Source organism: Hydrogenophaga sp. T66, assembly GCF_057219855.1.
In genome coordinates, this window is record NZ_JBXVVX010000001.1 from 1,005,317 (window position 1) to 1,029,862 (window position 24,546).

Genomic DNA, 24,546 nt, shown 5'->3' on the forward strand with positions numbered 1-24,546 from the left:
GCGCGGTTCGGAGCGCCGCCCGCCCAGCCATCAGCGGTAGACCGGGAAGCGCGCGGTCAGGGCGTTGACCTTGGCCCGCACGGCCTCGATGTTGGCCGGGTCGCGCGGGTTGTCCAGCACGTCGGCGATCAGGTGCGCGGTGATGCGGGCTTCCTCGTCCTTGAAGCCGCGCGTGGTCATCGCGGGCGTGCCGATGCGCACGCCGCTGGTGACCATCGGTTTTTCCGGGTCGTTGGGGATCGCGTTCTTGTTGATGGTCATGTGGGCGGCGCCCAGCACGGCCTCGGCTTCCTTGCCGGTGATGCCCTTGGCGCGCAGGTCCACCAGCATGACGTGGCTTTCCGTGCGGCCGCTGACGATGCGCAGGCCACGCTGCGTGAGCGTCTCGGCGACGATCTGGGCGTTCTTCACCACCTGTTGCTGGTAGGCCTTGAACGCCGGGCTCAGCGCTTCTTTGAAGGCCACCGCCTTGGCGGCGATGACGTGCATCAGCGGACCGCCCTGCAGGCCGGGGAAGATGGCGCTGTTGATGGCCTTCTCGTGCTGGGCCTTCATTAGGATGATGCCGCCGCGCGGGCCGCGCAGGCTCTTGTGGGTGGTGGAGGTCACCACATCGGCGTGCGGCACCGGGTTGGGGTACACGCCGGCGGCGATCAGGCCAGCGTAGTGCGCCATGTCCACCATGAAGATCGCGCCCACCTCCTGCGCCACCTTGGCAAAGCGGGCCCAGTCGATGTGCAGCGAGTAGGCCGAGGCACCGGCGACGATCAGTTTGGGTTTGTGCTCGCGCGCCTTGGCTTCCATGGCGTCGTAGTCGATCGCCTCGTGCTTGTCCAGGCCGTAGCTGACCACGTTGAACCACTTGCCCGACATGTTCAGCGGCATGCCATGGGTCAGGTGGCCGCCTTCGGCCAGGCTCATGCCCATGATGGTGTCGCCCGGCTTGAGGAAGGCGAGGAACACCGCTTCGTTGGCGGAAGCGCCGCAGTGCGGCTGCACGTTGGCGGCGTCGGCGCCGAAGAGCTGCTTGACGCGGTCAATGGCGAGCTGCTCGGCGATGTCGACGTTTTCGCACCCACCGTAGTAGCGCTTGCCGGGGTAACCCTCGGCGTATTTGTTGGTCAGCTGGGTGCCTTGCGCGGCCATCACGGCGGGCGAAGCGTAGTTTTCGCTGGCGATCAGCTCGATGTGGTGCTCCTGGCGCGCGTTTTCGGCCTGGATGGCGGCCCACAACTCGGGGTCGGTCTGTTCGATGAGGGTGCGGCGGTCGTACATGGCAGTCCTGTGAGACGTGAATCCTTGCGCGTTGACAAGGGCTGCCCAGGCGAACGGCTGAACGCCCGGCCAGCGGCTCAGGCGGTGCGCTTCCCAGTGGTTGTCCCGACGACCAGAGGGTCGAGCGGGGGGCCACGTCAGCCGCCGATCCCGGGGGATGGCGGCCTATCGCCAGTTGCGCACGGGTGGGATTTTAGCCTGAGCCCTGCCGTCGGTCGGCGAAGTCCCCGGCGCCTGCTCAGGAGGGCAGGGAGGTGGGGGCGGGCGGTGCGGTGGCGGGGACCACCGCCTCCAGCTCAGCCTCCGTCGGCTTGGCCGCGGGCTGGATCACCGGGATGGGCGTTGCCGTGGGCGGCACCGGCACCGGCGTGGGCACCGGTCGGGGCACCGCACGGCCCAGCGCCACGCTCTGGATGCGCGCATGCTCGGCGAGCACCTTGTCGATGTACCAGCTGCCGTCGGTGGACACCGCGCCCACGTACAGCCGCAGCCCGCCCTCGATCGAACCGGCGCGCTGCACCGCTTCCTTGAGCACCTGCACGCCCACGCGGAGGTTGGCCACCGGGTCGAAGGCCGCCATGTGGCCGCCAAAGTCCTCGTACTTCTCGGTGTGCACCCGTGTCAGCACCTGCATCAGCCCCTGCGCGCCCACCGGGCTCTGGGCGAACGGGTTGAAGCGAGATTCCACCGCCATCACGGCCAGGATCAGCGTCGGGTCGAGGTTGACGCGGGCGCCGATGTCGAAGGCCTCGGCCACCAGCGCGGCCAGCGGCTCGGGCGCCACGCGGTATTTGCGGCTCAGCCACTGCGTCACCTTGGCCTGGTCGGCCGGCAGCTCGGCCACCGGCTGCGCCGTGACGCGGTCCACCGCGGTGGGTTCGGCGGCGATGGCTACCGGCTCCTGCGCGGCCTCCTGGCGCTCCAGCAGCCAGCCGAGCAGCTGTTGCTCGGCGCTGGCGCGCAGGTCGGCACGGAAGCCCAGCACGAGCACGGCCACCGCCAGGGCGGTGCCGAGCAGCGCGAGGCTGTTGTGCGTGATCTCAATGAATCCCCGGTACACGTCGCTCGACGCGGTCTTCAGGGCGGCCAAGGCACTGGACGTGCTCTTCTGTGGCGCGGTCGTTTTCGCGGTCATGGTCGCTTCCTTTCATGGCGGGGCCGGTGCGAGCATCGGTCCCGTTGGATTGGGTCGCTATCGGCGGATCACCGCAGTGCTGCGGGTCCGCCGTGGCCGTTCACGGCAGCGGCTGGGGTTTACCCTCACGGGCAAAGCGGGGCGAATGGTAGGCAGGCAAACATATCGAGTCAATGTTTAAGTGGCTTCTTTTTATTACCTATCGATCTGAACAAAACGCTGTTCAGCCCCGTTTGGAACGTCGCCTGTAGCGCGCCAGCCCAGTGTTCATGCGGGTTTCCGGCGGGTTCACCGTCTGTCCGGGCGTGTGGGGATGCTTTTGCCGTTCGTCGGGTTGGGACCACCGTTGATGGTCGATTGCGGCGTTTTTCACGGTGTTCATGGTGGGCCGTCTGTCCATCGAAAACATTCATGACCGCCCGGCGGGCAACCCCTTGATCGCCTGCGGTGGCGGGCGTACGCTGGCATCGCCGGCTTGAAGTCGGCGTTTGCTGGCCCCGGCGGTGCAGCCGCCCAGCCAGCCCCCTTGGGGGCAATACCTTGCCCCCGTGGCCACCGGGACGCGACTCTCCCGGCAGGCCCACCCCGACGGTCGTGCTCCTGTCGCACCGTCACCCGCCCCGGCAGGCCCTGGCCCGCCGGGGCTTCTTGTTGGTGGGATTCCCATGCCGTGCGTCTGGTCCTCGGCGACACTCTCGCCATGGCTGACACCCTTTTGACTTCTCTGTCCGCCGGCTGGCGCGCTTGGGGCGCCACGCCCTGGCGGCGGCGCTGGCGCGCCCTGGTGCTCTCGGTTCTGGGCTTGTGGGTCCTGTTGTGGCTGGCGATGCCACCGGTGGTGAAGTGGCAGCTCGAGCGCCTGGCGGGCGAGCGGCTGGGGCGTGCAGTGTCGGTGGAGCGCGTGATCGTGCGGCCGTGGTCGATGTCGCTGGGCCTGGAGGGTTTGCGGGTGTCCACGGCCGACGGCACCGCCGACCAGTTCAGCCTGGAACGCCTGTGGGTGGACGCAGAACTGTCGTCGCTGTTGCGCGGTGGCCCGGTGGTCGACGGCCTCACGCTCACCGCGCCGCGCCTGCGCCTGGCCCACCTGGGCGAGGGGCGCTGGGATGTGGACGACGTGCTGGCCCGCCTGGCGCCGCCCGCCGACGCGCCGCCCCCAGGAGAACCGCTGCGGTTCGCGCTATTTAATATGGCGCTGACGGGCGGCGAGATCACCGTGGACGACCGCCCGGCCGCCACGGTGCATCGGCTCAGCGATCTGACGCTCACGGTGCCCTTCCTGAGCAACCTGCCTTCGCGCCGCACGGTCACCACCGAGCCGCGGCTCGCGTTCGATCTCAACGGTGACCGCTTCGACACCGAGGCCACCACGCTGCCGTTCGACGACAGCCACCGCACCGAGGCCCGCCTGCGGCTGCAGGGCGTGGACCTGGCTCGCTACCAGGCTTACTGGCCGGCGGCCTGGCCGCTGCGCCTGCGCGCGGGTGTTCTGGACGCCGATCTTCGCCTGGCCTTTGAGCAGCGCGAGACGCCTCAGGTGGCCCTCAGCGGCACCGTGTCCCTCGATGGACTGGCGATCGACGAGGCCGGCGTCGCCCCGGGTGCGCCTCCGGTGCTCGGGTGGCGACGGCTGTCCGTGGTGCTCGATCGAATCGAGCCGCTGGCGCGCCGCGCCAGCGTCGGGGCCGTGACGCTCGACGGAGTCAGCCTCGCGGTCGCCCGGGATGCCCAGGGCCGGTTGAACTGGCAGCGCCACGCGGCGGCCATCGCGCCGCCCCGGCCGGTCAGCCCGACGTCCACCCCGCCCGCCGTTCCGGCCTGGCAGGCCACGCTGGCGTCGCTGGCCGTGACCGACGGCCGCGTGGATTGGCGGGACGAGGCCATCCGGCCGGCCGCGGCCGTGCCGGTGCGGGACATCGCGCTGTCCGTGCAGGCGCTGCGGTGGCCGATGACGGAACCCGCGGCCGTGTCGCTGGAGGCCCGCGTCGCCGACGCCGCCGTCCGTGGGCAGGGCCGCGCCAGCGACCGCGAGGCCGAACTCGACCTGAGCTGGCGCGACCTCGTGCCCGCGCCCTACGCCCCGTACCTCGCCACCCGGCTGGTGCCGGCGCTCGACGCCCGGATGGCCGGCGACGTGGCGCTGCGCTGGCGGGCGGGCCGAGGCGGCAGCGAGGCACCAGCGCCGCTGTCGCCGGAGTCACCGGTGCTGTCGGTGCAGGCCCGGACGCTGGAGGTGCAGTCCCTCCGGCTGGGCCCGAACCGCCAGCCGCTTCTCGCCGCCGACCGGATCGCGCTGAGCGACGCCCGGGTGGACCTCGTCGGTCGCGACGTCTCGCTGGGGCAGCTTTCTGTGGCCGGTTTGCGCACCGCCGTGCAGCGCGACAGCGCCGGCCGCTGGATGGCCCAGGACTGGTGGCGCGCGGCGGCCGATGGCGGCGGTGACCCGCCGACGGGCGAAACGGCGCCGCCGTGGCGCGTGGGGGTGCGCGAATTCACGCTGGACGCGCCCCAGCTGGGCTTCGATGACCGACAGCCCGCCCGGCCGGTGAGCCTGCGGGTGTCGGCGCTGTCGTTGAAGGCGCAGGACTTGCAGCCTTTGGCCGACCGCCCGGTCGCCGCCACGGTGTCGCTGCAGGCGCGCGTGGCGGGGGCCCGCGGTGGCGATCCCGGCCGCCTGCGTCTGGAGGGCACGGTGCAGCCTCCCGGCCCCGCATCGCCGCTGCGCCTGCGCCAGCGGGTGCAGGTCGACCGGTTTCCGCTGCACGCGCTCGAGCCGTACGTGAGCGAGCGCCTGAACCTCGAACTGCTGCGCGCCGACGCCAGCGCGCGCGGCACCGTGGAGCTGGAGCTCGGCCCCGACGGACTGCGCCACGACGCGGCCCTCGACCTCGCCATCGAAGACCTGCTCGCCCACACCCGCGAACCCGCGGAAGAGTTGCTGTCGTGGAAGTCGTTGCAGATGCGCGGTCTGAAGACCCGCGCCCAACCCGGCCAGCCGCTGCGCCTGTCGGTGGCGGAAACCGCGCTGAGCGATTACTTCGCCCGCGTGCTCATCGACGAGCAGGGCCGCATCAACCTGCAGAATCTGGTCCGCCCGGCCGCCACGCCGGGGTCGCCGGCCCCCGCCGCCGACGCCGGCCCGGCGACGGCCGCCGTCAGCCCGGCCGCCCCTGCCGTCACCAAGGCCACTGCCGCTGCCACGGCGGCGCCCGCCGCGCCGTCCCCGGTGGCCGGCGCCGCTCCCGACATCCGTTTCGGTCCGGTCAGCCTCGTCAACGGCCGGGTGCGCTTCTCCGATCGCTTCATCCAGCCCAACTACACCGCCAACCTGAGCGAACTGACCGGCACGCTCAGCGCCTTCGCCAGCCAGCCGGCCGCCCCCGGTGAGCCGCCGGCGCTGGCCGACCTGTCGCTCAAGGGGCGCGCCGAAGGCACGGCGGCGCTCGACATCGGCGGACGCCTCAACCCGCTGGCCCGGCCGCTGGCGCTGGATATCAAGGCGCAGGTGCGCAACCTGGAGCTGCCGCCGCTGTCGCCCTACAGCGCGAAGTACGCCGGTTACGGCATTGAGCGCGGCAAGCTCAGCGTCGATCTGGCCTACCGCGTCGACCCGGACGGTCAGCTCAACGCGAGCAACCAGATCGTGCTCAACCAACTCACCTTCGGCGAGCGCATCGAAGGCAGCAACGCGCCGAACCTGCCGGTCAAGCTGGCCGTGGCCCTGCTGGCCGACCGTGACGGCGTGATCGACATCAACCTGCCCATCAGCGGCTCGCTCAACGACCCGCAGTTCCGGCTCGGTCCGGTGATCGTCAAAGTCATCTTCAACCTGATCGGCAAGGCGATCACCGCCCCGTTCTCGCTGATCGCCTCCGCCTTGGGCGGCGGCGGACCGGAGCTCAGCCAGGTGGCGTTTCCGGCCGGCACCGCCGACCTCGACGCCACCGGCCGCGAGCGCCTGGACGCCGTGGCCAAGGCCTTGACCAACCGGCCGGCGCTGCGCCTGACGGTGCAGGGCCAGAGCGATCCCGAGCGCGAGCGCGACGGCGTGCGCCGGGCGCGGCTGGACGAGCAGGTGCGCGCCGAAAAGCGCCGCGCGCTGGCCCGCGCTGGCGGGACGGTGCCGCCGGTGGTCACGGTGTCTGCGGACGAATACCCGGCCTTGCTCAAGGAGGTCTATCGCCGCGCCGACATCGCCAAGCCGCGCAACCTCGTGGGCCTGGCCAAAGACCTGCCGGTGCCCGAGATGGAAAAGCTGTTGATGGCGGCGGTGCCCGTCACCGACAACGCGCTGCGTGACCTCGCGGTGGCGCGCGCGGTGGCAGTGAAGGACTACCTTGCCGCGCGAGGCCTGGGGGAAGAGCGCCTGTTCCTCGGGGCGCCGCGGGTCGGTGCGGCGGGTGCTGACTGGGCGCCGCGCGCGGAACTCACACTGGCCACGCGCTGACCACACGCTGAACCGGTCGCCGAGCCCTCCCCGGGCCGGGACCCGGCGGTGCGTGGGGCGTTGGCGCGGGGCGCGGCCAGCGCAAAGCCGGCGACAATACGCGGCTTCGCGCGCCGGCCTCGGCGCGCCCACGACCCATTGCCTCATGTCCCTGTTCTCCCTGCGCAAACCCGCCGCCGAGCCCGCCGTGAACACGCCGACCCCGCCCAAGCCGCCCGCCACCCCGCACCCGCTCGACGCGCTCACCGGCGGTGCGTTTTCCGCACCGACCTCCGGTGAACGCGCCGCGCGCCTGCGCGAGTGGCTCGCCACCGAGCCCGGCGTTGAGCAGATGAACGAGGTGTTCAAGGAAATGTCGCACCGCGACCGAGGCGCGGCCAAACCCCTCAAAGAAAAGCTGGACGAGCTGCGCCGCCAGAAAACGCAGGAACAGATGGCGGCCGAGTGGGCGCAGCGCGCCGAGGCGCTGCTGGCGCCGACCCGCCTGAACCTCGCCGACGCCCTGGCCTGGCAGCGCGACGCCGCCCGCGCCGGCGCGCCGCTGTCCCGCGAGCCGCTGGCCACGCTGCGCCAGCAGCTCGCCGAGCGCGTCAAGGCCATTGAAGACCTGCAACACGCGGTGCAGGTCGAGCGCGAGGCGGCGGTGCTGATTGCCCAGCGCATTGAAATCCTCTCGACCAAGCCGTGGCGCGAGGCACGCCAGGCCGCCGACGCGCTGCGGGCGGACGTGGCCCAGTGGCAGACGCAGGTGGCCGGCCTGACGGACAACCCGCACTGGGCCAGCGTGGAGCCCAAGTTCCCGCCCTTGCTCGACGGCTCGCGCCAGCAACTCCAGCTGGTCTGGGACGCCTTCGACGCCGCCCTGGCCCAGGCCGTGGCCGCCGACAGCGATCCGCAGGCGCCGCTGCCCGCCGTGCCGGTGTGGGCCGACGAGTTGCGCGCGGCCCGCGGGCTGGAGCCGGCCGCTGCCGCCGAGCAGCAGGCCGCCGACGCCCAGGCCCAGCAGGAGCGCCGCCAGCGCGCCGTGGCCGAGGTGGAGCAGGCCATCGCCGCGCTGGAGGCGGAGGTCGCTCAGGGCCATGGCAAGACGACGCCGAAGGTGGCGGCCGACCTGCGTGTCCAGCTCAAGAGCCATGGCCGTTTCATTCCCGCGGCCCTGGAAGCCCGCGCCCACGCGGCGCTCGGTCAGGCCGGCGAGCTCGAAGGCTGGCAACGCTGGCGCGCCGACCAGCTGCGCGAAGAGCTGGTCGCCAAGGCCGAGGCGCTGGTGCGCGCGCCCGAAGGCCAGCGGCTCGGTGGCCGCAAGATGCAGGAAACCCTGCGCGGCCTGCGCGAGCAGTGGAAAGCCACCGATCAGGGCGGTGTGCCCAACCACGCCCTGTGGAAACGGTTTGACGACGCCTGCAACCAGGCGTACCAGGTTGTCGAAGCCTGGCTGGCCCAGATCAAGACCCAGAACGAGCAGTCGCGCGCCCAGCGGCAGGCCATCATCGACGCCCTGCAGGCATGGACCGCGGCGCACGCCGACCACACCGACTGGAAAGCCCAGATCCGCGAGTTGCACGGCTTTGCCGAACGCTGGCGCGAGGCCGGGCACCTGAGTGAAAAGGCGTTTGCCGACATGCAACCGCGCTGGAAGGCCGCCATGCAGGCCGCCCACGCCCGGCTGGAGGCGGCGCAGGCCGACAGCGTGGCGCGCCGGCAGGCCTTGATTGCCGAGGCCACGGCGCTGGCCGAGGCGTCGCCGCTGCGGCTGGACGCGGTCAAGGCCCTGCAGCAGCGCTGGCAGGCAGAGGCCCACGCGGTGCCGCTGGACCGCAAGCAGGAACAGAAGCTCTGGGAGGCCTTCCGCGCGCCCATCGATGCCGCGTTCGCCCGCAAGCACGAAGACCGGCAGCGTCAACACGCCGCCCTCAGCGCCCACGACCAGGCCGTGATTGACGCGGCGCGCGCGCTCGACGAGGCCACCGCCGCGGGCGACGCGGCGCGCATTCGCGCGGCGATGGCGGCGCTGGAGCAGGCGGCTCAGGCAGCGCCGGCCACCGCGGCCGCTGATGCCACGCCCGCGGCCGCGGTCAGCGGTGACGCGGCACCGGCCGCGCCGACCGAGACCGCCCCGCGCAAGCTGGTGGCCGTGCGGGGCGACGACCGACCCGGTGCCCGCCGCGCCGAAGCCGCGCCCGCGCGGGCCGATGCGCGCCCCGGCCGGGGCCGGGACGACCGCGACGCCCGCGGCCCGCGCGGCGACCGGGGTGAACGCGCGGACCGATCGGGTGACCGCTGGGACGCCCGCGCCCCGCGTGGCCCGCGACTGGGCGACGCCGCGTTCCGCGCGCAGCGCCAGGCCCTGGAGAACGCGCAGGCTGGTCTGCGCCGACTGGCCGAGCAGGCCCACGGCGCCGTGGTGACGCAGGTGCTGGGCGCCTGGGCGGCGCGCGACGCCACCCAGCTGCCCGCCGCCGCGGCCCTGGGGAGCCGGGTCGCGCCCGCCGCCCGGCAGGCCTGGGTGCAGGCGCTGGGTTCATCGGCGGCGCCGGGTGCGGCCGCTGGCGCCGCGGACACGCTGTTGCGCCTGGAAATCGCCGCCGACGTGCCGACGCCGGCCGATCAGCTCAGCGCCCGCCGGCTGCTGCAGCTGCAGTTGCTCACGCGCCGCCACGAGGCCGCGCCCGCCGACACCTGGGCGCAGGATGTGGCGCGCGTGCTGGCCTCGCCCCACGACGACGGCGCTGCGCGCCGGCTGCAGGCCGTGCTCAAGGCGCTGCTGAAGCGCTGAAGTAGAAGCCGTCGTACAGCGGCATCAGGTCGGGAAACTCGGTCGCGAAGCGCGGCCGGTTCACGAAGTAGGCCTCGCTCGTGACGGCAAAGAACTCCGCCGCGTCTTGCGCGGCGTAGCTGTCGAGCCACGGGGCCGCGCCACCGAAGCGCTCGGCCAGCGACACCGCCTCGCGGAAACGGTCGTGCGCCTCGCGCATCGTGTCGCGCCAGCGCTGCGCCGCGTCGGCCGGGCGGTGTGTGCCGAGAAAGCCGCGGGGCAGCGGCGGCGCGCCGTCCGGGTGGTCGCCGAGCACGCTGTCGTGCATGTCCATCTTGTGCACGAATTCGTGGATCACCACGTTGTGGCCGAGCGCCGCCAGTTCGCCGGCCCGCGCCACCTCGTCCCAGCTGAGCATCAACGGACCGCCGTCCATGGCCTCGCCGGCGAGGGTTTCGGTGTAGTCGTGCACCACGCCGGTGGCGTCGCGCACGCTGCGCCGCGCCAGCACCGCGCCCGGCTGCACCACCACCCCGACGAAGTCCTCGTACCAGGCGAGCAGCTGGTGGTCATGGCGCGGCGGGCGCCCGCCGGGCAGGCTCATGCCAAGCAAGGGCAGACAGGCCTGCGCGGCGATCGCCAAGGCCATCGAGTCGGTCACGCGCAGGTCGTTGGCGCCGTGGAATTCCTTCTCCGCCAGAAAGTGGGCGCACAGGGTGCGCAGGCGCTCCCGGTCGGCGGAGGATCGTCCGGCGATGAAGGGATGCTCGGCCAGCACGCCCCGCCACAGCGCGTCGGGCACGGTCACTGGCCGGCGCCAGCGGCGCCGCAGGTCCAGCCACAGGCTCATGCGGCCTCCACCGGGAGATCCAGGCGCGCGATGCCGGCTGGGCTCAGGCGCAGCACCTGGGCGCGCGGCGGGCGTGCGCCAGCGTCCCAGTCGCTGAGCACCACGCGGCGCAGGCCGTCGCCCAGATCGTGGTCACCGGGGCGGTGGGTGTGGCCGTGGATCAGCGTGGTGCCCCCCTGGGCGCGCAGCGCGTCGCGCGCGGCCGAGGCGTCCACGTCGGCCCACAGCGCGGGGTCGTGGCCGAGCGATTGCTTGCGGGCCTCGCTCTGGGCGCGCAGGTCGCGGGCCACGGCCAGGCGCTGTGCGAGCGGTCGGCCCAGGAAGTCCTGTTGCCAGCCCGCGCTGCGCACGGTGGCCCGGAAGGCCTGGTAGTCGTGGTCGTCGAGACAGAGCGCGTCGCCGTGGCTCAACAGCCAGCGATGACCCGCGAAGTCGAGCGCGCTGGGGTCGGGCAGGGCGCGCATGCCGGCGGCGGCGCAGGCCGCCTGTCCGAGCAGGAAGTCGCGGTTGCCCGCCAGAAAGTACACCGGCGCGCGGGCGGCGAAGCGCCGCAGGGCCGCGCAAGCCGCGCGCAGGAACTCGCTCTCGGGCCCGGGCGCGTCGAGCGCGTCGTCGCCCACCCAGACCTCGAACAGGTCGCCCAGGATGAACAGGGCGTCGGGCGCCTCGGGGGTGTCCAGGTAGCGCCGCCACGCCGTGGCGGTGGCGGGATCGCCGGGGTGCAGGTGCAGGTCGCTGATGAGATCGACCGTGCGCCAGTGGGGCGGGGCGTGGATGAGCGAAGCGGTGTCGTTCATGCGCAAAGCGCCCCGGGGCGCCGCAGGGCGTGCGTCAGAGCGCGACCGCCTTTTCGATCACCACGTCGGTCTTCGGCACGTCGTCGTGGAAGCCCTTGCGCGCGGTGGGCACGCCTTCGATCGCCTTGACGATGTCGGTGCCGCCGACCACCTTGCCGAACACGGCATAGCCCCAGCCCTGGGCGCTGGGCGCGGTGTGGTTGAGGAAGCCGTTGTTGGTGACGTTGATGAAGAACTGGGCGGTCGCGGAGTGCGGGTCGTTGGTGCGCGCCATCGCGATGGTGTAGACCTCGTTCTTCAGGCCGTTGTTGGCCTCGTTGTTGATCGGCTTGTCGGTGGGCTTTTGCGTCATGCCCGGCTCGAAGCCGCCGCCCTGGATCATGAAGCCGGGGATCACGCGGTGGAAGATCGTGTTGTTGTAGTGGCCCTTGTTCACGTAGGCGAGAAAGTTGGCCGTCGACAGCGGCGCCTTTTCGGCGTCGAGTTCGAGGGTGATGACGCCGTGACCGGCGATGTGCAGTTCGACTTTGGGTTGGGCCATGTTCATTTCTCCAGGCTGGCTTTGAGGATGGTGACGGGGGTTTGCGGCACGTTCTGGAACGGGCCGCGGTTGCCGGTGGGCACGGCGCGGATCTTGTCGACGACGTCCATGCCGGCGACGACCTTGCCGAACACGGTGTAGCCGAAGCCGTCGGGCGACGGGGCGTTCAGGCCGGCGTTGTCCACGACGTTGATGAAGAACTGCGACGTGGCCGAGTTGGGGTTGGAGGTGCGTGCCATGGCAATGGTGCCGCGGTCGTTTTTCAGGCCGTTGGTGGCTTCCAGCGGCACCGGGGCGCGCGTGGGCTTTTGCTGCATGTCGGCGGTGAAGCCGCCGCCCTGGATCATGAAGTTGCCGATCACGCGGTGGAACACCGTGCCGTCGTAATGCTTGTCCTGCACGTACTGCAGGAAGTTCTCCACGGTCTTGGGCGCCTTCTGCGGGTCGAGCTCGACGATCACGTCGCCCAGCGAGGTGGTCAGGCGCACGCGGGGCGCCTTGTCCTGGGCGGCAGCGGCCAGGGGAAGCGCCAGGCTGGCGGCGGTGAACAGGCCGATCAGTCGGCGGCGGGCGAGAGTCATCCGATCACTCCTTCGTAGGTGATGAGCCAGCGCGCATTGTCGCGGCTCCAGTATTGACGCCGCGTTTGCGGGCCTTGCGGGGTGCTGACCTCGAAGGTCACCACCAGCGTGGGCGGTCCGTCCGGCGTGTCTTGCCAGCGCAGCAGCGAGACCTCGCCCACCGGGCCGGGCGCGGTGTCGCGGGCCACGCTGGCGCGCGGTGCGTGGAAGGTTTTGAGCGCGTCGGTGTCGCCGCGTTCACGGGCCAAGAGCCACGCCCGCCAGGTGGTGTCGAAAGCTGCCACGGCCTCGCGCTGCGCCTCGGGCGCGACCCAGACGAGTTCGCGCGCGATCACCACCGGCGTCTGGCGCGGACTCACCGTGGCCAGCAGCCGGTCCAGGTCGGGATTGGCCAAGACCACGCAGCCGTCGGAGGCCTGCGGCGCGCGCACGAATTGGTCGCTGGGCGTGCCGTGCAGCCAGATGCCGCTGCCGGTGCGCCCGCGCTGCACATCCAGCGCGTTCGGGTAGTTCAGCGGCAGCGCGCCGGTGCCATACAGGTCGGGCAGCGCTTCGGGGTCGTGCGACCCGGTGATGTGGTAGACGCCCAGCGGGGTGCGCTTGTCGCCCTCCACCCGCTTGTCCACGCCATGCAACCCGACGGTGATGAAGAAGTCGCTGACCAGGCGCAGGCGCGGCAGTTCGTCGCCCGCGCGCGCGCCGTTTTCGAACAGGTACAGCCGCGAACGGCTGGTGTCGATGGCGATGGCGTGGCGCGTGCCCGGCGGCAGGCGCAGGAACTGATCGGGCACCGCGCCTTCGGGCGGCCGTTCGATGAGGGCTTGCAGGCGGCGCCGCGATTCTTCGCGCAGCGTGCCCAGCGCGCGCGAGGCGCTCAGCGCCAGCGTGTCCGGCACATCGCCGAGCCGGCGCACCGGCCGCGCCTGCAGGCTCAGCAGGTCGCCGCGCAGGAGCTGCGCCAGCGCGTAATTGGGGTGGTCGGCCACCAGCGCTTCGGTCGCCGCCAGCGCGTGGCGGTGGTCGCCCAGCGCGATCAGCTGATAGATCGCGAGCAACCGCGCTTCGGCATCACCCAGCCTGGGCTTGAGCTGGGCGAGCTTGGCCGCCGACAGCGGCTGCGCGACCAGCCCGGTGTCCGTGCTGCGGCCGGCGGGGTCGCGCGGCACGTCGCCTTCGGGGCTGCCGGGTTCCAGCAGGATGACCGGCGCGCTGGGGGCGGACTCGGCGGGGGGCGGCGCGTCGAGCCACCCGAGCGCCAGCGGCAAGCACAGCGCGGCCAGCACCGCGAGCCCGATGGTGGTGGCTACCCGGCCGGGCCGCCGCGCCACGCCTCCACCGCGCACGACCCAGCGCCATGGCAGCGCCACACCGGCGGTCCCGGATGGCGCGGCGGACGAAGGCATCAGGAGCTCGAGGTCTCGCGCACGATCAGCCAGCGGTTGCCCACCTTGACCATTTCCAGGGTCTTGCGGCTGACGATGTTCAGGCCGTCGGAGCTGTAGTCCTGGCGGAAACGCGCGGTCGCACGCGTGGCATCGCCGGTGATGCTCAGGTCGCTGACGCTGACGGCGATGCGCGACCGCGGTTCGATGCGGTTGCGGCGCTCGGCTTCCCAGGCGCTGCGCGTCTGGCCGGAGGCGGGCACGAAGTCGGGGCTGTAGGCGCCGAGGTAGCCGCCCATGTTCTTGGCAGACCACGCCTGCGACCAGGCCTGGATGGCCGCCTGCACGTCGCGCTGCACGTCAGCCGGTGCGGCGCCGCTGGGCGCGGGCGCGGCGACCGGTGCGGCCGCGGCAGGCGCCGCCGCGCGCACGCTCGAACCCGGCGCACTCATGGCCGCCGATGCCGGACGCGCCGCACCTGGGCCAGCAAACAGGTTGCGGATCAGCGTGAGCTTGGGCGCGACACCCGTGTTGCTGCCATCGAGTTGCAGTGCCTTGCTGTACGCCTGGCTGGCGAGTTTGGCGTACACATCACCCAGGTTTTCATGCGCCGTGGCGTAACTGGGGTTGGTGCGAATCGCCATTTCCAGCGCCACGCGCGCCCGGTCAAACTGGCCCTGGCCGGCGTAGAGCACCGCGAGGTTGTTGTAGGGCTCGGGCAGTTCGGGGAAGTCTTCGGTCAATTGGGTGAAGGTGATCACCGCATCGGCTGTCTTGCCGCTTTCGCTCTGGATCACGCCCTTGAGGAAACGCAGCTGCGCGTCCTTGGGCCGGGCGGCCAGCGCTTGATCGGCCTTGCCCAGGGCTTCGGCGTACTGACCGGCGCGCAGCAGGCGATTCACCTCCGCCACTTCGTCCCCCTGCGCCAGCGCAGGCGCAGTCAGCAAGGCGGCAAGGGCAGCCGCCACACCGAGGCGGCGCAGACCGGAGAGGGGGGAGGAATCCTGGGGAAGCGCGGCTCGGAGCATGGGACCTCGGCGGTGGTGCAGGCGACTGCGGAAGGGCGTTCGAATGCCGGACGGCACAGGCCGCGCGCGCCCGGCTGGCTATACTCCGACCCATTGTATCTGAGGGGTATCCGGCCACCGGCCACGCCGACCATCTCTGCCGGGCTGACCCGCCGCGCGTTCATGCCCATCGCCCCTCACGCCCCCGCTCCCGTTTCCATGACCCTGAAAATCCACAACTCGCTGACGCGGCGGCTGGAGCCGTTCGAGCCGATGGAAGCCGGTCACGTGCGCATGTATGTCTGCGGCATGACCGTGTACGACCTCTGCCACCTCGGCCACGCGAGGGCCATGCTGGCTTTCGACATCGTGCAGCGCTGGTTCAAGGCGATCGGCTGGCGCGTGACCTACGTGCGCAACGTCACCGACATCGACGACAAGATCATCGCCCGCGCCCTCAAGAACGGCGAAACCATCACCGCGCTGACGAACCGCATGATCGACGAGCTCCACCGCGACGCGGACGCGCTGGGGATCGAGCGGCCCACCCATGAACCCCGCGCCACCGACTACGTGCCGCAGATGCTGTCCCTCATCGGGCGTCTGGAGCAGCGCGGTCTGGCCTACCGGTCCGACAACGGCGACGTGAATTACGCCGTGCGCCGCTTTCCGGGCTACGGGAAGCTGTCGGGCAAGTCGCTGGACGAGTTGCGCGCCGGCGAGCGCGTGGCCGTGAACGACGGCAAGCACGATCCGCTGGATTTCGTGCTGTGGAAAGCCGCCAAGCCCGAGGAGCCCGCGGAAGCCCAGTGGGACGGGCCCTACGGCCGCGGCCGGCCCGGCTGGCACATCGAGTGTTCCGCCATGAGCTGCGACATGCTGGGCGAGACCTTCGACATCCACGGTGGGGGTGCCGACCTGCAGTTCCCCCACCATGAGAACGAGATCGCCCAGAGCGAAGGCGCCACCGGCCAGCCGCTGGCCCGTGTGTGGATGCACAACGGCTTCGTGCGGGTGGACAACGAGAAGATGTCCAAGAGCCTGGGCAACTTCTTCACCATCCGCGACGTGCTCGCCAAGTACGACGCCGAGACCGTGCGCTTCTTCATGCTGCGCGCACACTACCGCAGCGCCCTGAACCACAGCGACGCCCACCTCGACGACGCGCGCGCCGCCCTCAAGCGCCTGTACACCGCGCTCTCGCAGGTGAGCGCCGACCCGGTGGTGCCCGACTGGGCCGACCCGGCCGCGGCCCGGTTTCGTGCGGCGATGGACGACGACTTCAACACGCCCGAGGCACTCGCGGTGCTGTTTGAACTGGCGGGGGAGGTCAACCGCGGCCGCGATCCGCAACGCGCCGGGCTGCTGCGCGCGCTCGGCGGTCTGCTGGGGCTGCTGCAGGCCGACCCGGCCGCGTATCTGAAGGGCGGTGGTGCTGGCGATGCGGTGGATGAGACCGCCATCGGCGCCCAGATCGCCGCCCGCGCTGCCGCCAAGCAAGCCCGGGACTTCGCCGAAGCCGACCGCATCCGCCAGTCGCTGCTCGCACAGGGCATCGTGCTCAAGGACGGCCCCGCCGGCACCACCTGGGAGCGTGCCTGATGGCCCCGTCCGCGGCACCGGTGTGGGGGGACGACGCGCCGGGCTATTGGGCCGACGCCTGCCGGCACCTGATGAAGCGCGACCGGGTGATGAAGAAGCTCATCCCCCAGCACCCGGGTGTGTGCCTGCAGTCCCGCGGCGATGCGTTCGTCACCCTGGCGCGCAGCATCGTGGGACAGCAGATCTCGGTGAAGGCCGCCCAGTCGGTGTGGGAGCGCTTCGAGGCGCTGCCGCGCCGCATGACGCCGGCGCAGGTGCTCAAGCTCAAGGTCGATGACATGCGCGCTGCGGGTCTGTCGGCCCGCAAGGTCGAGTACCTCGTCGACCTCGCGCTGCACTTTGTCAACGACCAGGTCCACGTCAAGCAGTGGGCCGAGATGGACGACGAGGCCATCATCGGCGAGCTGGTGGCCATCCGCGGCATCGGTCGCTGGACCGCCGAGATGTTCCTGATCTTTCACCTCATGCGTCCCAATGTCCTGCCGCTGGACGACATTGGCCTGCAAAACGGCATCAGCCGCGCCTACTTCTCCGGCGAGCCGGTCAGCCGCAGCGAAATCCGTGAGGTGGCCGGCTCGTGGGCCCCGTATTGCAGCGTGGCCACTTGGTATATTTGGCGGTCGTTGGACCCCGTTCCCGTCAGTTACTGACGGTTTTCTGCCGGGCGCAGCCGCCCGGGCAAAGGAGCCCACCTTGGCCAAGAAGAACTTTCTCGATTTCGAGCAGCCGATCGCCGAGCTCGAATCCAAGATCGAGGAACTGCGTTACGTGCAGACCGAATCAGCGGTGGACATCTCCGCCGAGATCGAGCAGCTCGCCAACAAGAGCCTGCAACTCACCAAGGACATCTACAGCAACCTCACGCCGTGGCAGATCACCAAGATCGCCCGCCACGCCGACCGGCCGTACACGCTGGACTACGTGCGCGAGATCTTCACGCACTTCACCGAGCTGCACGGCGATCGCCATTTCTCCGACGATCTTTCCATCGTCGGGGGGCTGGCGCGCTTCAACGGGCAGCCCTGCATGGTGATCGGCCACCAGAAGGGCCGGGACACCAAGGAGCGTGGCCTGCGCAACTTCGGCATGACCAAGCCGGAGGGCTACCGCAAGGCGCTGCGCCTGATGAAGCTGGCCGAGAAATTCAAGCTGCCGGTTTTCACCTTCGTTGACACGCCCGGCGCGTACCCCGGCATCGACGCCGAGGAGCGCGGCCAGTCCGAAGCCATCGGCCGCAACATTTTCGAGATGGCCCAGCTGGAGGTGCCGATCATCGCCACCATCATCGGCGAGGGCGGCTCCGGCGGTGCGCTGGCCATTTCGGTGGCCGATCAGGTGCTGATGCTGCAGTACTCGGTGTACTCCGTCATCAGCCCCGAAGGCTGCGCCTCCATCCTGTGGAAGACCAGCGAGCGCGCCAGCGACGCCGCCGAGGCGCTGGGCATTACGGCCCATCGCCTGAAGGCGCTCGGCCTGGTCGACAAGATCGTCAACGAGCCGGTCGGTGGCGCCCACCGCGACCACAAGCAGATGGCTGCTTTCCTCAAGCGCGCGCTGAACGACGCGTGGCGCCAGCTCGCCGATCTCAAGGTCAAGGAGCTGATCGAGCGCCGTCACGCGCGGCTCGACGGCTATGGCCGATTCACCGACACCAAAGCCGAAGCGCGCGACAAGCGCTGAGGCCCCCGGCGCCGGCAGCGCCCGCGCGGCCTGCCGCGCGGCCCTCGACGCTTGGGTGCGGCGATCTGCCGACGATTCCCGGGCGGCGCCGACGACCGTGGCAGTGGCCTGCAGCGGCGGCGCCGATTCCCTCGCGCTGTTGCAGACCGCGGCCGAGCGCTGGCCCGGTGCCGTTGTCGCACTCCACGTTCACCACGGCCTGCAAGCGGCGGCCGATGCCTTTGAGGCCCATGTGCGCGGAGCGGCTTCCCGCTGGGAGCTGCCGGTCCGCGTGGCCCACGTGTCAGCCCGACCCGCACCGGGCGAAAGCCCCGAAGACGCCGCGCGCCGCGCGCGCTACCGCGCGCTGGCCGGTCTGGCGCCCACCGGGGCGGTGGTGCTGCTGGGCCACCACGCGGCCGACCAGTCGGAGACCGTGCTGCTGGCGTTGAGCCGCGGTGCCGGGCTGCCCGGGTTGGCCGCCATGCCGGTGGGCTTTGAGCGCCACGGGGTGCGCTTCGCCCGACCGTGGCTCGGACTGGACCCCGCGGTGACCCGCGCAGCCTTGCGGGAAGCGGGCGAGTCGTGGATCGACGACCCGAGCAACGCGGACCCGCGATTCACGCGCAACCGCCTGCGGCAGCACGTACTGCCCGGCTGGCGCGAGGCCTTCCCCGGCGCCGATGCCGCGCTCGCCCGCACGGCCGCCCACGCGGCCCAGGCACAGCGCCTGCTGGATGCCTTGGCGCGCGAAGACCTCGCCCGCACCGGCGCCCCGCCCGCGATCGCGGCCTTGCAGACCCTGGACCGCGACCGGCAGGCCAACGCGTTGCGGCATTGGTTGCGAACCGTTCACGGCGTCGCCCCGAGCGCCGCGCAGCTGGACGAACTGCTCGACCAGGTCGCGGCCTGCCGCACCCGCGGCCACCGATTGCACCTGCGCGTGGCGGCTGGCCACGTGGTGCGCGACGGCGAGCGCTTGTCGTACACCCCCTCGGTATAATCCCAAGGTTTTGCCCGGCGGCGGACCTCCTGGCACACCGCCCTGCGGTGCCGCCAGCCAGCCCGCCTTTCCGACCCGCTCATCCCCCTCTCTCCGATGGCCCTGATCGTTCACAAGTACGGCGGCACCTCCATGGGTTCCACCGAGCGCATTCGCAACGTCGCCCGCCGTGTCGCCAAATGGCACAAAGCCGGTCACCAGATGGTGGTCGTGCCCAGCGCCATGAGCGGCGAAACCAACCGCTTGCTGGCCCTGGCCAAGGAAGTGGCGCCGGCCAAGCCGGGCACCCCCTATTACCGCGAACTCGACATGCTGGCCGCCACCGGCGAGCAGGCATCGTCGGCGCTGCTCGCCATCGCCCTGCAGGCCGAGGGCCTGGAGGCGGTGAGCTACGCAGGCTGGCAGGTTCCCATCCGGACCAACGACGCCTACACCAAGGCCCGTATCGAGAGCATCGACGACGCGCGCGTGCGCGCCGACCTGGCTGCCGGCAAGGTGGTGATCGTCACCGGGTTCCAGGGCGTCGACGAAGGCGGCAACATCACCACGCTGGGCCGTGGGGGCAGCGACACCTCGGCGGTGGCCGTGGCGGCGGCGCTGAAGGCCGCCGAGTGCCTGATCTACACCGACGTCGACGGCGTGTACACCACCGACCCGCGCGTCGTGCCGGAGGCGCGGCGGCTGCTGCGCGTGAGCTTCGAGGAAATGCTGGAGATGGCCAGCATGGGCTCCAAGGTCCTGCAGATTCGCTCGGTGGAGTTCGCGGGCAAGTACCGCGTGCCCCTGCGCGTGCTCTCCAGCTTCACGCCCTGGGACATTGACCTGGCCGAAGAGGCCGCCTCCGGCACCCTGATCACTTTTGAGGAAGACGAAACCATGGAACAAGCCGTCGTTTCCGGCATTGCCTTCAACCGCGACGAAGCCAAGGTCTCCGTGCTTGGCGTGCCGGACAAGCCCGGCATCGCCGCCCAGATCCTGGGCGCTGTGGCCGATGCCAACGTCGAGGTCGACGTGATCATCCAGAACCTGAGCAAGGACGGCAAAACCGACTTCAGCTTCACGGTCCACCGCAACGACTACCAAAAGACGCTCGACCTGCTCAAGGCACAGGTGGTGCCGGCGCTGGGCGCGGCCGACGTGGTGGGCGACAACCGCATCTGCAAGGTCAGCATCGTGGGTATCGGCATGCGCAGCCACGTGGGCGTGGCCAGCCGCATGTTCCGCTGCCTGAGCACCGAAGGCATCAACATCCAGATGATTTCCACCTCGGAGATCAAGACCTCGGTGGTGATCGACGAGAAGTACATGGAACTCGCGGTGCGCGCGCTGCACCGCGAGTTCGATCTCGATCAGACGGCCGACACCCTCGCTCGCTGAGTGCCGCGGCACCCGCCAGCCTGGCCTGACGCGGCCCGGGGAGGCGGGTGAATTGAGGCATAATGCGCGTCTCCTCTGGAGTGATGACCGAGTGGCCGAAGGTGCTCCCCTGCTAAGGGAGTATGGGGTGTAGAGCCTCATCGAGGGTTCGAATCCCTCTCACTCCGCCAGAGTCCCCGCCCCGCAGCCCCCGGCTGCGGGGCTTTTGTTTTTCCGGGACGTCCGTTACCGTCGCTGCCGATGTCTGCCGCCATGACCGCCTCTGCCGCGCTCCGCCCTGCGGCGTTTGCCACGCTGCTGGCGGTGGCCTGTCTGATGGGGGCCAATCACGTGGCGGCGCGGTTGGCGTTTGACGCGGGCGCGGGCGTGGTCACCGCGGTGCTGTGTCGCAGTGCGGTGACCGCGCTGGTGCTGGCCGTGATGCTGGTGTTGTGGCGCGTGCCCCTGACCTTCACGCCGCGACAGCGCCGTGCACTGCCGGTGATCGGGCTGCTGATCGGCGTGCAGAGCCTGTGCCTGTACGCGGCGGTTGCGCGGGTGCCGGTGGCGCTGGCGCTGCTGGCGTTCAACACCTATCCCTTGTGGACCGCGCTGTGGGCGCGTGTGGTCTACGGTCAGCGGCCCGAGCCGCGCGTGCTGCGGGCCATGCCGGTGCTCCTGGTGGGATTGGCGCTGGCGCTGGACGTGTCGGGCGTCGCGTCCGGCGCGGGGCTGTCCGGTCACTGGGCCGCCATCGGCACCGGCATCGGGTTTGCCATGCTGGCGGCGGCGGCGTTTGGTGGCGCGCTGGTGCTCACCCAGCAGGCCACCGGGGGCCTGGACGGCCGCCTGCGCAGCGCTTGCACGCTGAGCATCGTGGCGCTGCTGGCCGGCGCGGTGCTGTCGGCCCAGGGCGGGCCGGCATGGCCGCAGTCGCTGGCCGGCTGGTGGGGGCTGGCCGGGTTGACGGTGTTGTATGGCACGGCCTTTACCGTGATGTTCACCGTGTTGCCGCGCTTGGGCGTGGTGGGCAACTCGGCGATCATGAATGTGGAGCCGGTGTTTGCCCTGGTGCTGGCGTGGGCGGTGCTGGGGCAGGCGATGGCGGCGGTGCAGGTGGCCGGCGCGCTGCTGGTGGTGGCCACGGTCATGTGGCTCGGGTTGCGCCGCAGTCCGTGAGCGGCGCGCAACGGCTCAGCCGTCGGCCGAGGCGCTCCAGCGCTCGTTCCAGCCCGCCAGTGTGCGGCGGTCGCGCTTGGTGGGTCGGCCGGCGGCCTGGGTGAGCGCGGGTTCGGGGGCGAGACGCCGGGCCTCGGCGGCGGCCTGCCGCCGGGCCAGCGACGCTGCTGTTTCGCGGTACAGCGTGGCGGCCACCGGGGCGGGGCCGCGCACATCGCTCAGGCCCAGGACTTCCACGACGCGCTCGTCCGGGCCGGTGCGCAGCGACAGCGTGTCGCCCAGACGCACCTCGCGACCGGGCTTGGCCGGTGCGCCGTTGACCATGACGCGGCCCTTGTCGATGGCTTCGGCGCTGAGGGCGCGTGTCTTGAAGAACCGCGCGGCCCAGAGCCATTTGTCCAGCCGCACGCGGGGGGCGGCCGGCGCGCTGGCGGCACCCATCAGCGCGGTGCCCCCATGGCCAGGGCGCGGTCGCGGCTGGCCTGCAGCGCCTCGGCATCGGGCAGCTCGCGCGTGGGCCATCCCTGCAGGTGGCGCTCGGCCAGGTCGGCCAGCGCGCGGATGAACTCGGGCGAGTCGTTGACGCAGGGGATGTACTCGAAGCGCTCGCCGCCCGCGTGGAGAAACGCCTCGCGGGCCTCCATGTTGATCTCCTCCAGCGTTTCCAGGCAGTCGCTGGTGAAGCCGGGGCAGATCACATCGACCCGCTTCACGCCCTGCTGGGCGAGCGCGATCAGCGTGGGTTCGGTGTAGGGCTCCAGCCACTTCGCCTTACCGAAACGCGACTGGAAGGTCACCGTCACGCGGTCGGCCAGCAGCCCCAGGCGTTGGGCGAGCAGGCGCGCGGTTTTGTGGCACTCGCAGTGGTACGGGTCGCCCAGCAGCAGGGTGCGCTCGGGCACGCCGTGAAAACTCATCACCAGCCGATCCCCCTGGCCGTGGGCCTGCCAGTGCTCGCGCACGCGGCGCACCAGCGACTCGATGTAGCCGGGGTCGTCGTGGTAGCGGTTGATGAAGCGCAGCTCGGGCACGTTGCGCACCTTCAGCGCCCACTGCATCACGCCGTCCATCACGCTGGCCGTCGTGGTGGCGCTGTACTGCGGGTAGGCCGGCAGCACCAGCAGGCGGGTCACGCCTTCGGCTTTCAACTCATCAAGCACCGCGGGGATGCCCGGGTTGCCATAGCGCATCGCGTAGCGCACGGTGACCACGTGGCCACGCTCGCCGAGGTAGCCGCGCAGCAGCGTGGCCTGCTTCTCCGTCCAGACCTTCAGGGGCGAGCCTTCGGGCGTCCAGATGCCGGCGTATTTGGCGGCCGACTTCTTGGGCCGCACGCGCAGGATGATTCCGTGCAGGATCAGCCACCACACCGGCTTGGGGATCTCCACCACGCGTTGATCGCCCAGGAACTCGGCGAGGTAGCGCCGCAGGGCGGGCGCGGTGGGCTCGTCGGGGGTGCCCAGGTTGCACAGCACGATGGCCGTGCGCGGCGCCTGGCCGTGCTGGAAGTGCGGTTCGCGGTTGAATGCCATGCGCTATTCTCCCGCAAGCATGAATACCCCCGTAGCCGCCCGCCCGCCGGCGCTGGACGTGGCGCGCATCCGCGCCATCACCCTCGATCTGGACGACACGCTGTGGCCGATCTGGCCGACCATCGAGCGTGCCGAGCGCGCGCTGTCCGCCTGGTTGCACGAACACGCGCCCGCCGCGGCCGCGCTGGCCGGCGATCCGGCGGCTTTGCGCGCGGCGCGCCAGCGCGTCCACGCCGAGCGGCCCGACCTGCACCACGACCTCAGCGCGCTGCGCCGCGAGTCCATCCGCGCGGTGCTGGAGCGCGCGGGCGATGACCCGGCGCTCGCTGAGCCGGCGTTCGAGGTGTTTTTCGCCGAGCGCCAGCGAGTGGTGCTGTACGACGACGCCTTGCCGGCGCTGCAGGCGCTGGCCGCGCGCTTCCCGGTGGTGGCCGTGAGCAACGGCAATGCCGACGTGGCGCGCGTTGGCCTGGGCGCGCACTTCCGCGCCAGCCTGAGCGCCCGCGAATTCGGCGTCGGCAAGCCCGACCCGCGCATCTTCCACGCCGCCGCCGCCGCCGCGGGCGTGCCGCCCGAGGCGGTGCTGCACGTCGGCGACGACGCCCACCTCGATGCCGTGGGTGCCCTCGGCGCCGGCCTGCAGGCCGCCTGGCTCAACCGCCCCGGCGCCCCCTGGGAACACGCTCCCCTGCATCCCCACACCACCGTCACCGATCTGCGCGCGCTGTGCGCCCAGCTCGGCCTCACCGCCTGAATGGCAGCCTGATCCCCGGGAGTTTTCTGCATGAGTCTCACCATCCACGGCATCGTCGCCTCCCGCGCCATCCGCCCCCTGTGGGCGGCGGCCGAACTCGGCGTCGCCTACGAGCACGTGCCCACGCCGTTTGAAGGCGGCGCCACCCGCACGCCGGCCTTCCTCGCCCTCAACCCCAATGGCCACATCCCGGTGGTCATCGACCGACGCCCCGAGGGCGAGGTGGTGGTGTGGGAGAGCATGGCCTGCGCGCTGTACATCGCCCGCCACCACGGCCCCGCCGACGGCACGTCCATCACCCCGGCCACGCCGCGGGAAGACGCCGAGGCCCTGCGCTGGAGTTTCTGGGCGGCCAATGAGGTGGAGGCCGACGCGCTGACCGTGTTGATGCACCGCATGGCCATGCCCGAGGCGCGGCGGCGCCCCGAACTGGCCGACGCGGCCGAGAAGCGGCTGGCGGTACCGCTGGGCGTCATCGAGTCGCATCTCGCGGCGCAGCAGGCGGCCGGCCACGCCCACCTCGCCGCGGCGCGCTTCACCGTGGCCGACCTGTGCACCGCCGCCGTGCTCAACTGGGCGCGGCCGGCCGCCCGGCTGATGGCCGCGCATCCGCTGACCCACGACTGGATCCGCCGCTGCATGGAGCGCCCGGCCTACACCGGGCTGCGCCGCGCCGGCTGAGTTCGGTGGC

The 24,546-nt window shown here is 71.3% G+C and carries 21 protein-coding genes and 1 tRNA gene; 11 read left to right on the forward strand and 11 right to left on the reverse strand.

Annotated elements, in window-relative coordinates; all coding sequences use genetic code 11:
* Positions 1-30 precede the first annotated feature (30 nt).
* From glyA to AC2D80_RS04725, 3 genes are all read right to left on the reverse strand, one after another.
* Complete coding sequence (gene glyA / locus AC2D80_RS04715) at positions 31-1,275, reverse strand: serine hydroxymethyltransferase (RefSeq protein WP_484631819.1); 1,245 nt, start codon at positions 1,273-1,275, stop codon at positions 31-33.
* Between the two features lie 238 nt (positions 1,276-1,513).
* On the reverse strand, positions 1,514-2,410 hold the full coding sequence (locus AC2D80_RS04720) for a transglycosylase SLT domain-containing protein (protein WP_484631820.1): 897 nt from the start codon (positions 2,408-2,410) through the stop codon (positions 1,514-1,516).
* 223 nt (positions 2,411-2,633) lie between these two features.
* A complete protein-coding gene (locus tag AC2D80_RS04725) occupies positions 2,634-2,792 on the reverse strand; it encodes a hypothetical protein (protein WP_484631821.1) in 159 nt (52 codons plus the stop codon).
* Positions 2,793-3,110: 318 nt separating this feature from the next.
* Here AC2D80_RS04725 and AC2D80_RS04730 point away from each other — a divergent pair, with 318 nt between their 5' ends.
* Together AC2D80_RS04730 and AC2D80_RS04735 are read left to right on the forward strand one after the other, a co-directional pair.
* Entirely contained in the window at positions 3,111-6,857 is a 3,747-nt protein-coding gene (locus AC2D80_RS04730) for a DUF748 domain-containing protein (RefSeq protein WP_484631822.1), read from the forward strand.
* A 145-nt stretch (positions 6,858-7,002) separates the two neighbouring features.
* Complete coding sequence (locus AC2D80_RS04735; RefSeq protein ID WP_484631823.1) at positions 7,003-9,633, forward strand: DUF349 domain-containing protein; 2,631 nt, start codon at positions 7,003-7,005, stop codon at positions 9,631-9,633.
* On the opposite strand, the gene AC2D80_RS04740 is transcribed toward AC2D80_RS04735, so the two are convergent.
* From AC2D80_RS04740 to AC2D80_RS04765, 6 genes are read right to left on the reverse strand one after another with little or no spacing between them, the layout of a single operon-like run.
* Entirely contained in the window at positions 9,611-10,462 is an 852-nt protein-coding gene (locus AC2D80_RS04740) for a M90 family metallopeptidase (protein ID WP_484631824.1), read from the reverse strand. The two genes, AC2D80_RS04735 and AC2D80_RS04740, sit on opposite strands and share 23 nt — an antisense overlap.
* Positions 10,459-11,259: a UDP-2,3-diacylglucosamine diphosphatase gene (locus AC2D80_RS04745; protein WP_484631825.1), complete on the reverse strand. Its 801-nt coding sequence runs from the start codon at positions 11,257-11,259 to the stop codon at positions 10,459-10,461. The genes AC2D80_RS04740 and AC2D80_RS04745 overlap by 4 nt, the downstream gene beginning before the upstream one ends.
* Positions 11,260-11,293: 34 nt before the next feature.
* Entirely contained in the window at positions 11,294-11,800 is a 507-nt protein-coding gene (locus tag AC2D80_RS04750) for a peptidylprolyl isomerase (RefSeq protein WP_484631826.1), read from the reverse strand.
* 2 nt (positions 11,801-11,802) lie between these two features.
* Positions 11,803-12,381 carry a peptidylprolyl isomerase gene (locus AC2D80_RS04755; RefSeq protein ID WP_484631827.1) on the reverse strand — a complete coding sequence of 193 codons (579 nt, stop codon included), beginning with the start codon at positions 12,379-12,381 and terminating at the stop codon, positions 11,803-11,805.
* On the reverse strand, positions 12,378-13,784 hold the full coding sequence (locus tag AC2D80_RS04760) for a L,D-transpeptidase family protein (protein WP_484631828.1): 1,407 nt from the start codon (positions 13,782-13,784) through the stop codon (positions 12,378-12,380). The genes AC2D80_RS04755 and AC2D80_RS04760 overlap by 4 nt, the downstream gene beginning before the upstream one ends.
* On the reverse strand, positions 13,784-14,791 hold the full coding sequence (locus AC2D80_RS04765) for a YybH family protein (RefSeq protein WP_484631829.1): 1,008 nt from the start codon (positions 14,789-14,791) through the stop codon (positions 13,784-13,786). Before AC2D80_RS04765 ends, AC2D80_RS04760 begins: the two co-directional genes overlap by 1 nt.
* 198 nt (positions 14,792-14,989) lie before the next feature.
* Here AC2D80_RS04765 and cysS point away from each other — a divergent pair, with 198 nt between their 5' ends.
* From cysS to AC2D80_RS04800, 7 genes are all read left to right on the forward strand, one after another.
* Entirely contained in the window at positions 14,990-16,372 is a 1,383-nt protein-coding gene (gene cysS, locus AC2D80_RS04770) for a cysteine--tRNA ligase (protein WP_484631830.1), read from the forward strand.
* On the forward strand, positions 16,372-17,022 hold the full coding sequence (locus AC2D80_RS04775; protein ID WP_484631831.1) for a DNA-3-methyladenine glycosylase family protein: 651 nt from the start codon (positions 16,372-16,374) through the stop codon (positions 17,020-17,022). The genes cysS and AC2D80_RS04775 overlap by 1 nt, the downstream gene beginning before the upstream one ends.
* Before the next feature lie 43 nt (positions 17,023-17,065).
* Positions 17,066-18,052, forward strand: coding sequence for an acetyl-CoA carboxylase carboxyltransferase subunit alpha (locus AC2D80_RS04780; RefSeq protein ID WP_484631832.1), 987 nt, complete (start codon positions 17,066-17,068; stop codon positions 18,050-18,052).
* Positions 18,053-18,149: 97 nt separating this feature from the next.
* Positions 18,150-19,034, forward strand: coding sequence for a tRNA lysidine(34) synthetase TilS (gene tilS / locus AC2D80_RS04785; protein WP_484631833.1), 885 nt, complete (start codon positions 18,150-18,152; stop codon positions 19,032-19,034).
* A 96-nt stretch (positions 19,035-19,130) separates the two neighbouring features.
* Positions 19,131-20,411: an aspartate kinase gene (locus AC2D80_RS04790; protein ID WP_484631834.1), complete on the forward strand. Its 1,281-nt coding sequence runs from the start codon at positions 19,131-19,133 to the stop codon at positions 20,409-20,411.
* Between the two features lie 77 nt (positions 20,412-20,488).
* A tRNA-Ser gene (locus AC2D80_RS04795) sits at positions 20,489-20,581 on the forward strand.
* A gap of 82 nt (positions 20,582-20,663) precedes the next feature.
* Positions 20,664-21,569 carry a DMT family transporter gene (locus AC2D80_RS04800; protein WP_484631835.1) on the forward strand — a complete coding sequence of 302 codons (906 nt, stop codon included), beginning with the start codon at positions 20,664-20,666 and terminating at the stop codon, positions 21,567-21,569.
* A 15-nt stretch (positions 21,570-21,584) separates the two neighbouring features.
* Here the strand turns inward: AC2D80_RS04800 and AC2D80_RS04805 are convergent, their stop codons facing one another.
* On the reverse strand, positions 21,585-22,010 hold the full coding sequence (locus tag AC2D80_RS04805; RefSeq protein WP_484631836.1) for an RNA-binding S4 domain-containing protein: 426 nt from the start codon (positions 22,008-22,010) through the stop codon (positions 21,585-21,587).
* Complete coding sequence (gene hemH / locus AC2D80_RS04810; protein WP_484631837.1) at positions 22,010-23,101, reverse strand: ferrochelatase; 1,092 nt, start codon at positions 23,099-23,101, stop codon at positions 22,010-22,012. Before hemH ends, AC2D80_RS04805 begins: the two co-directional genes overlap by 1 nt.
* A 19-nt stretch (positions 23,102-23,120) precedes the next feature.
* On the opposite strand from hemH, the gene AC2D80_RS04815 reads away from it, so the two are divergent.
* Both AC2D80_RS04815 and AC2D80_RS04820 read left to right on the forward strand, forming a co-directional pair.
* Positions 23,121-23,855, forward strand: coding sequence for an HAD family hydrolase (locus AC2D80_RS04815; RefSeq protein WP_484631838.1), 735 nt, complete (start codon positions 23,121-23,123; stop codon positions 23,853-23,855).
* A 30-nt stretch (positions 23,856-23,885) separates the two neighbouring features.
* Positions 23,886-24,536 (forward strand): glutathione S-transferase family protein, encoded by a 651-nt coding sequence (locus AC2D80_RS04820; protein WP_484631839.1) that lies wholly within the window; start codon positions 23,886-23,888, stop codon positions 24,534-24,536.
* The last annotated feature ends 10 nt before the right edge of the window (positions 24,537-24,546 follow it).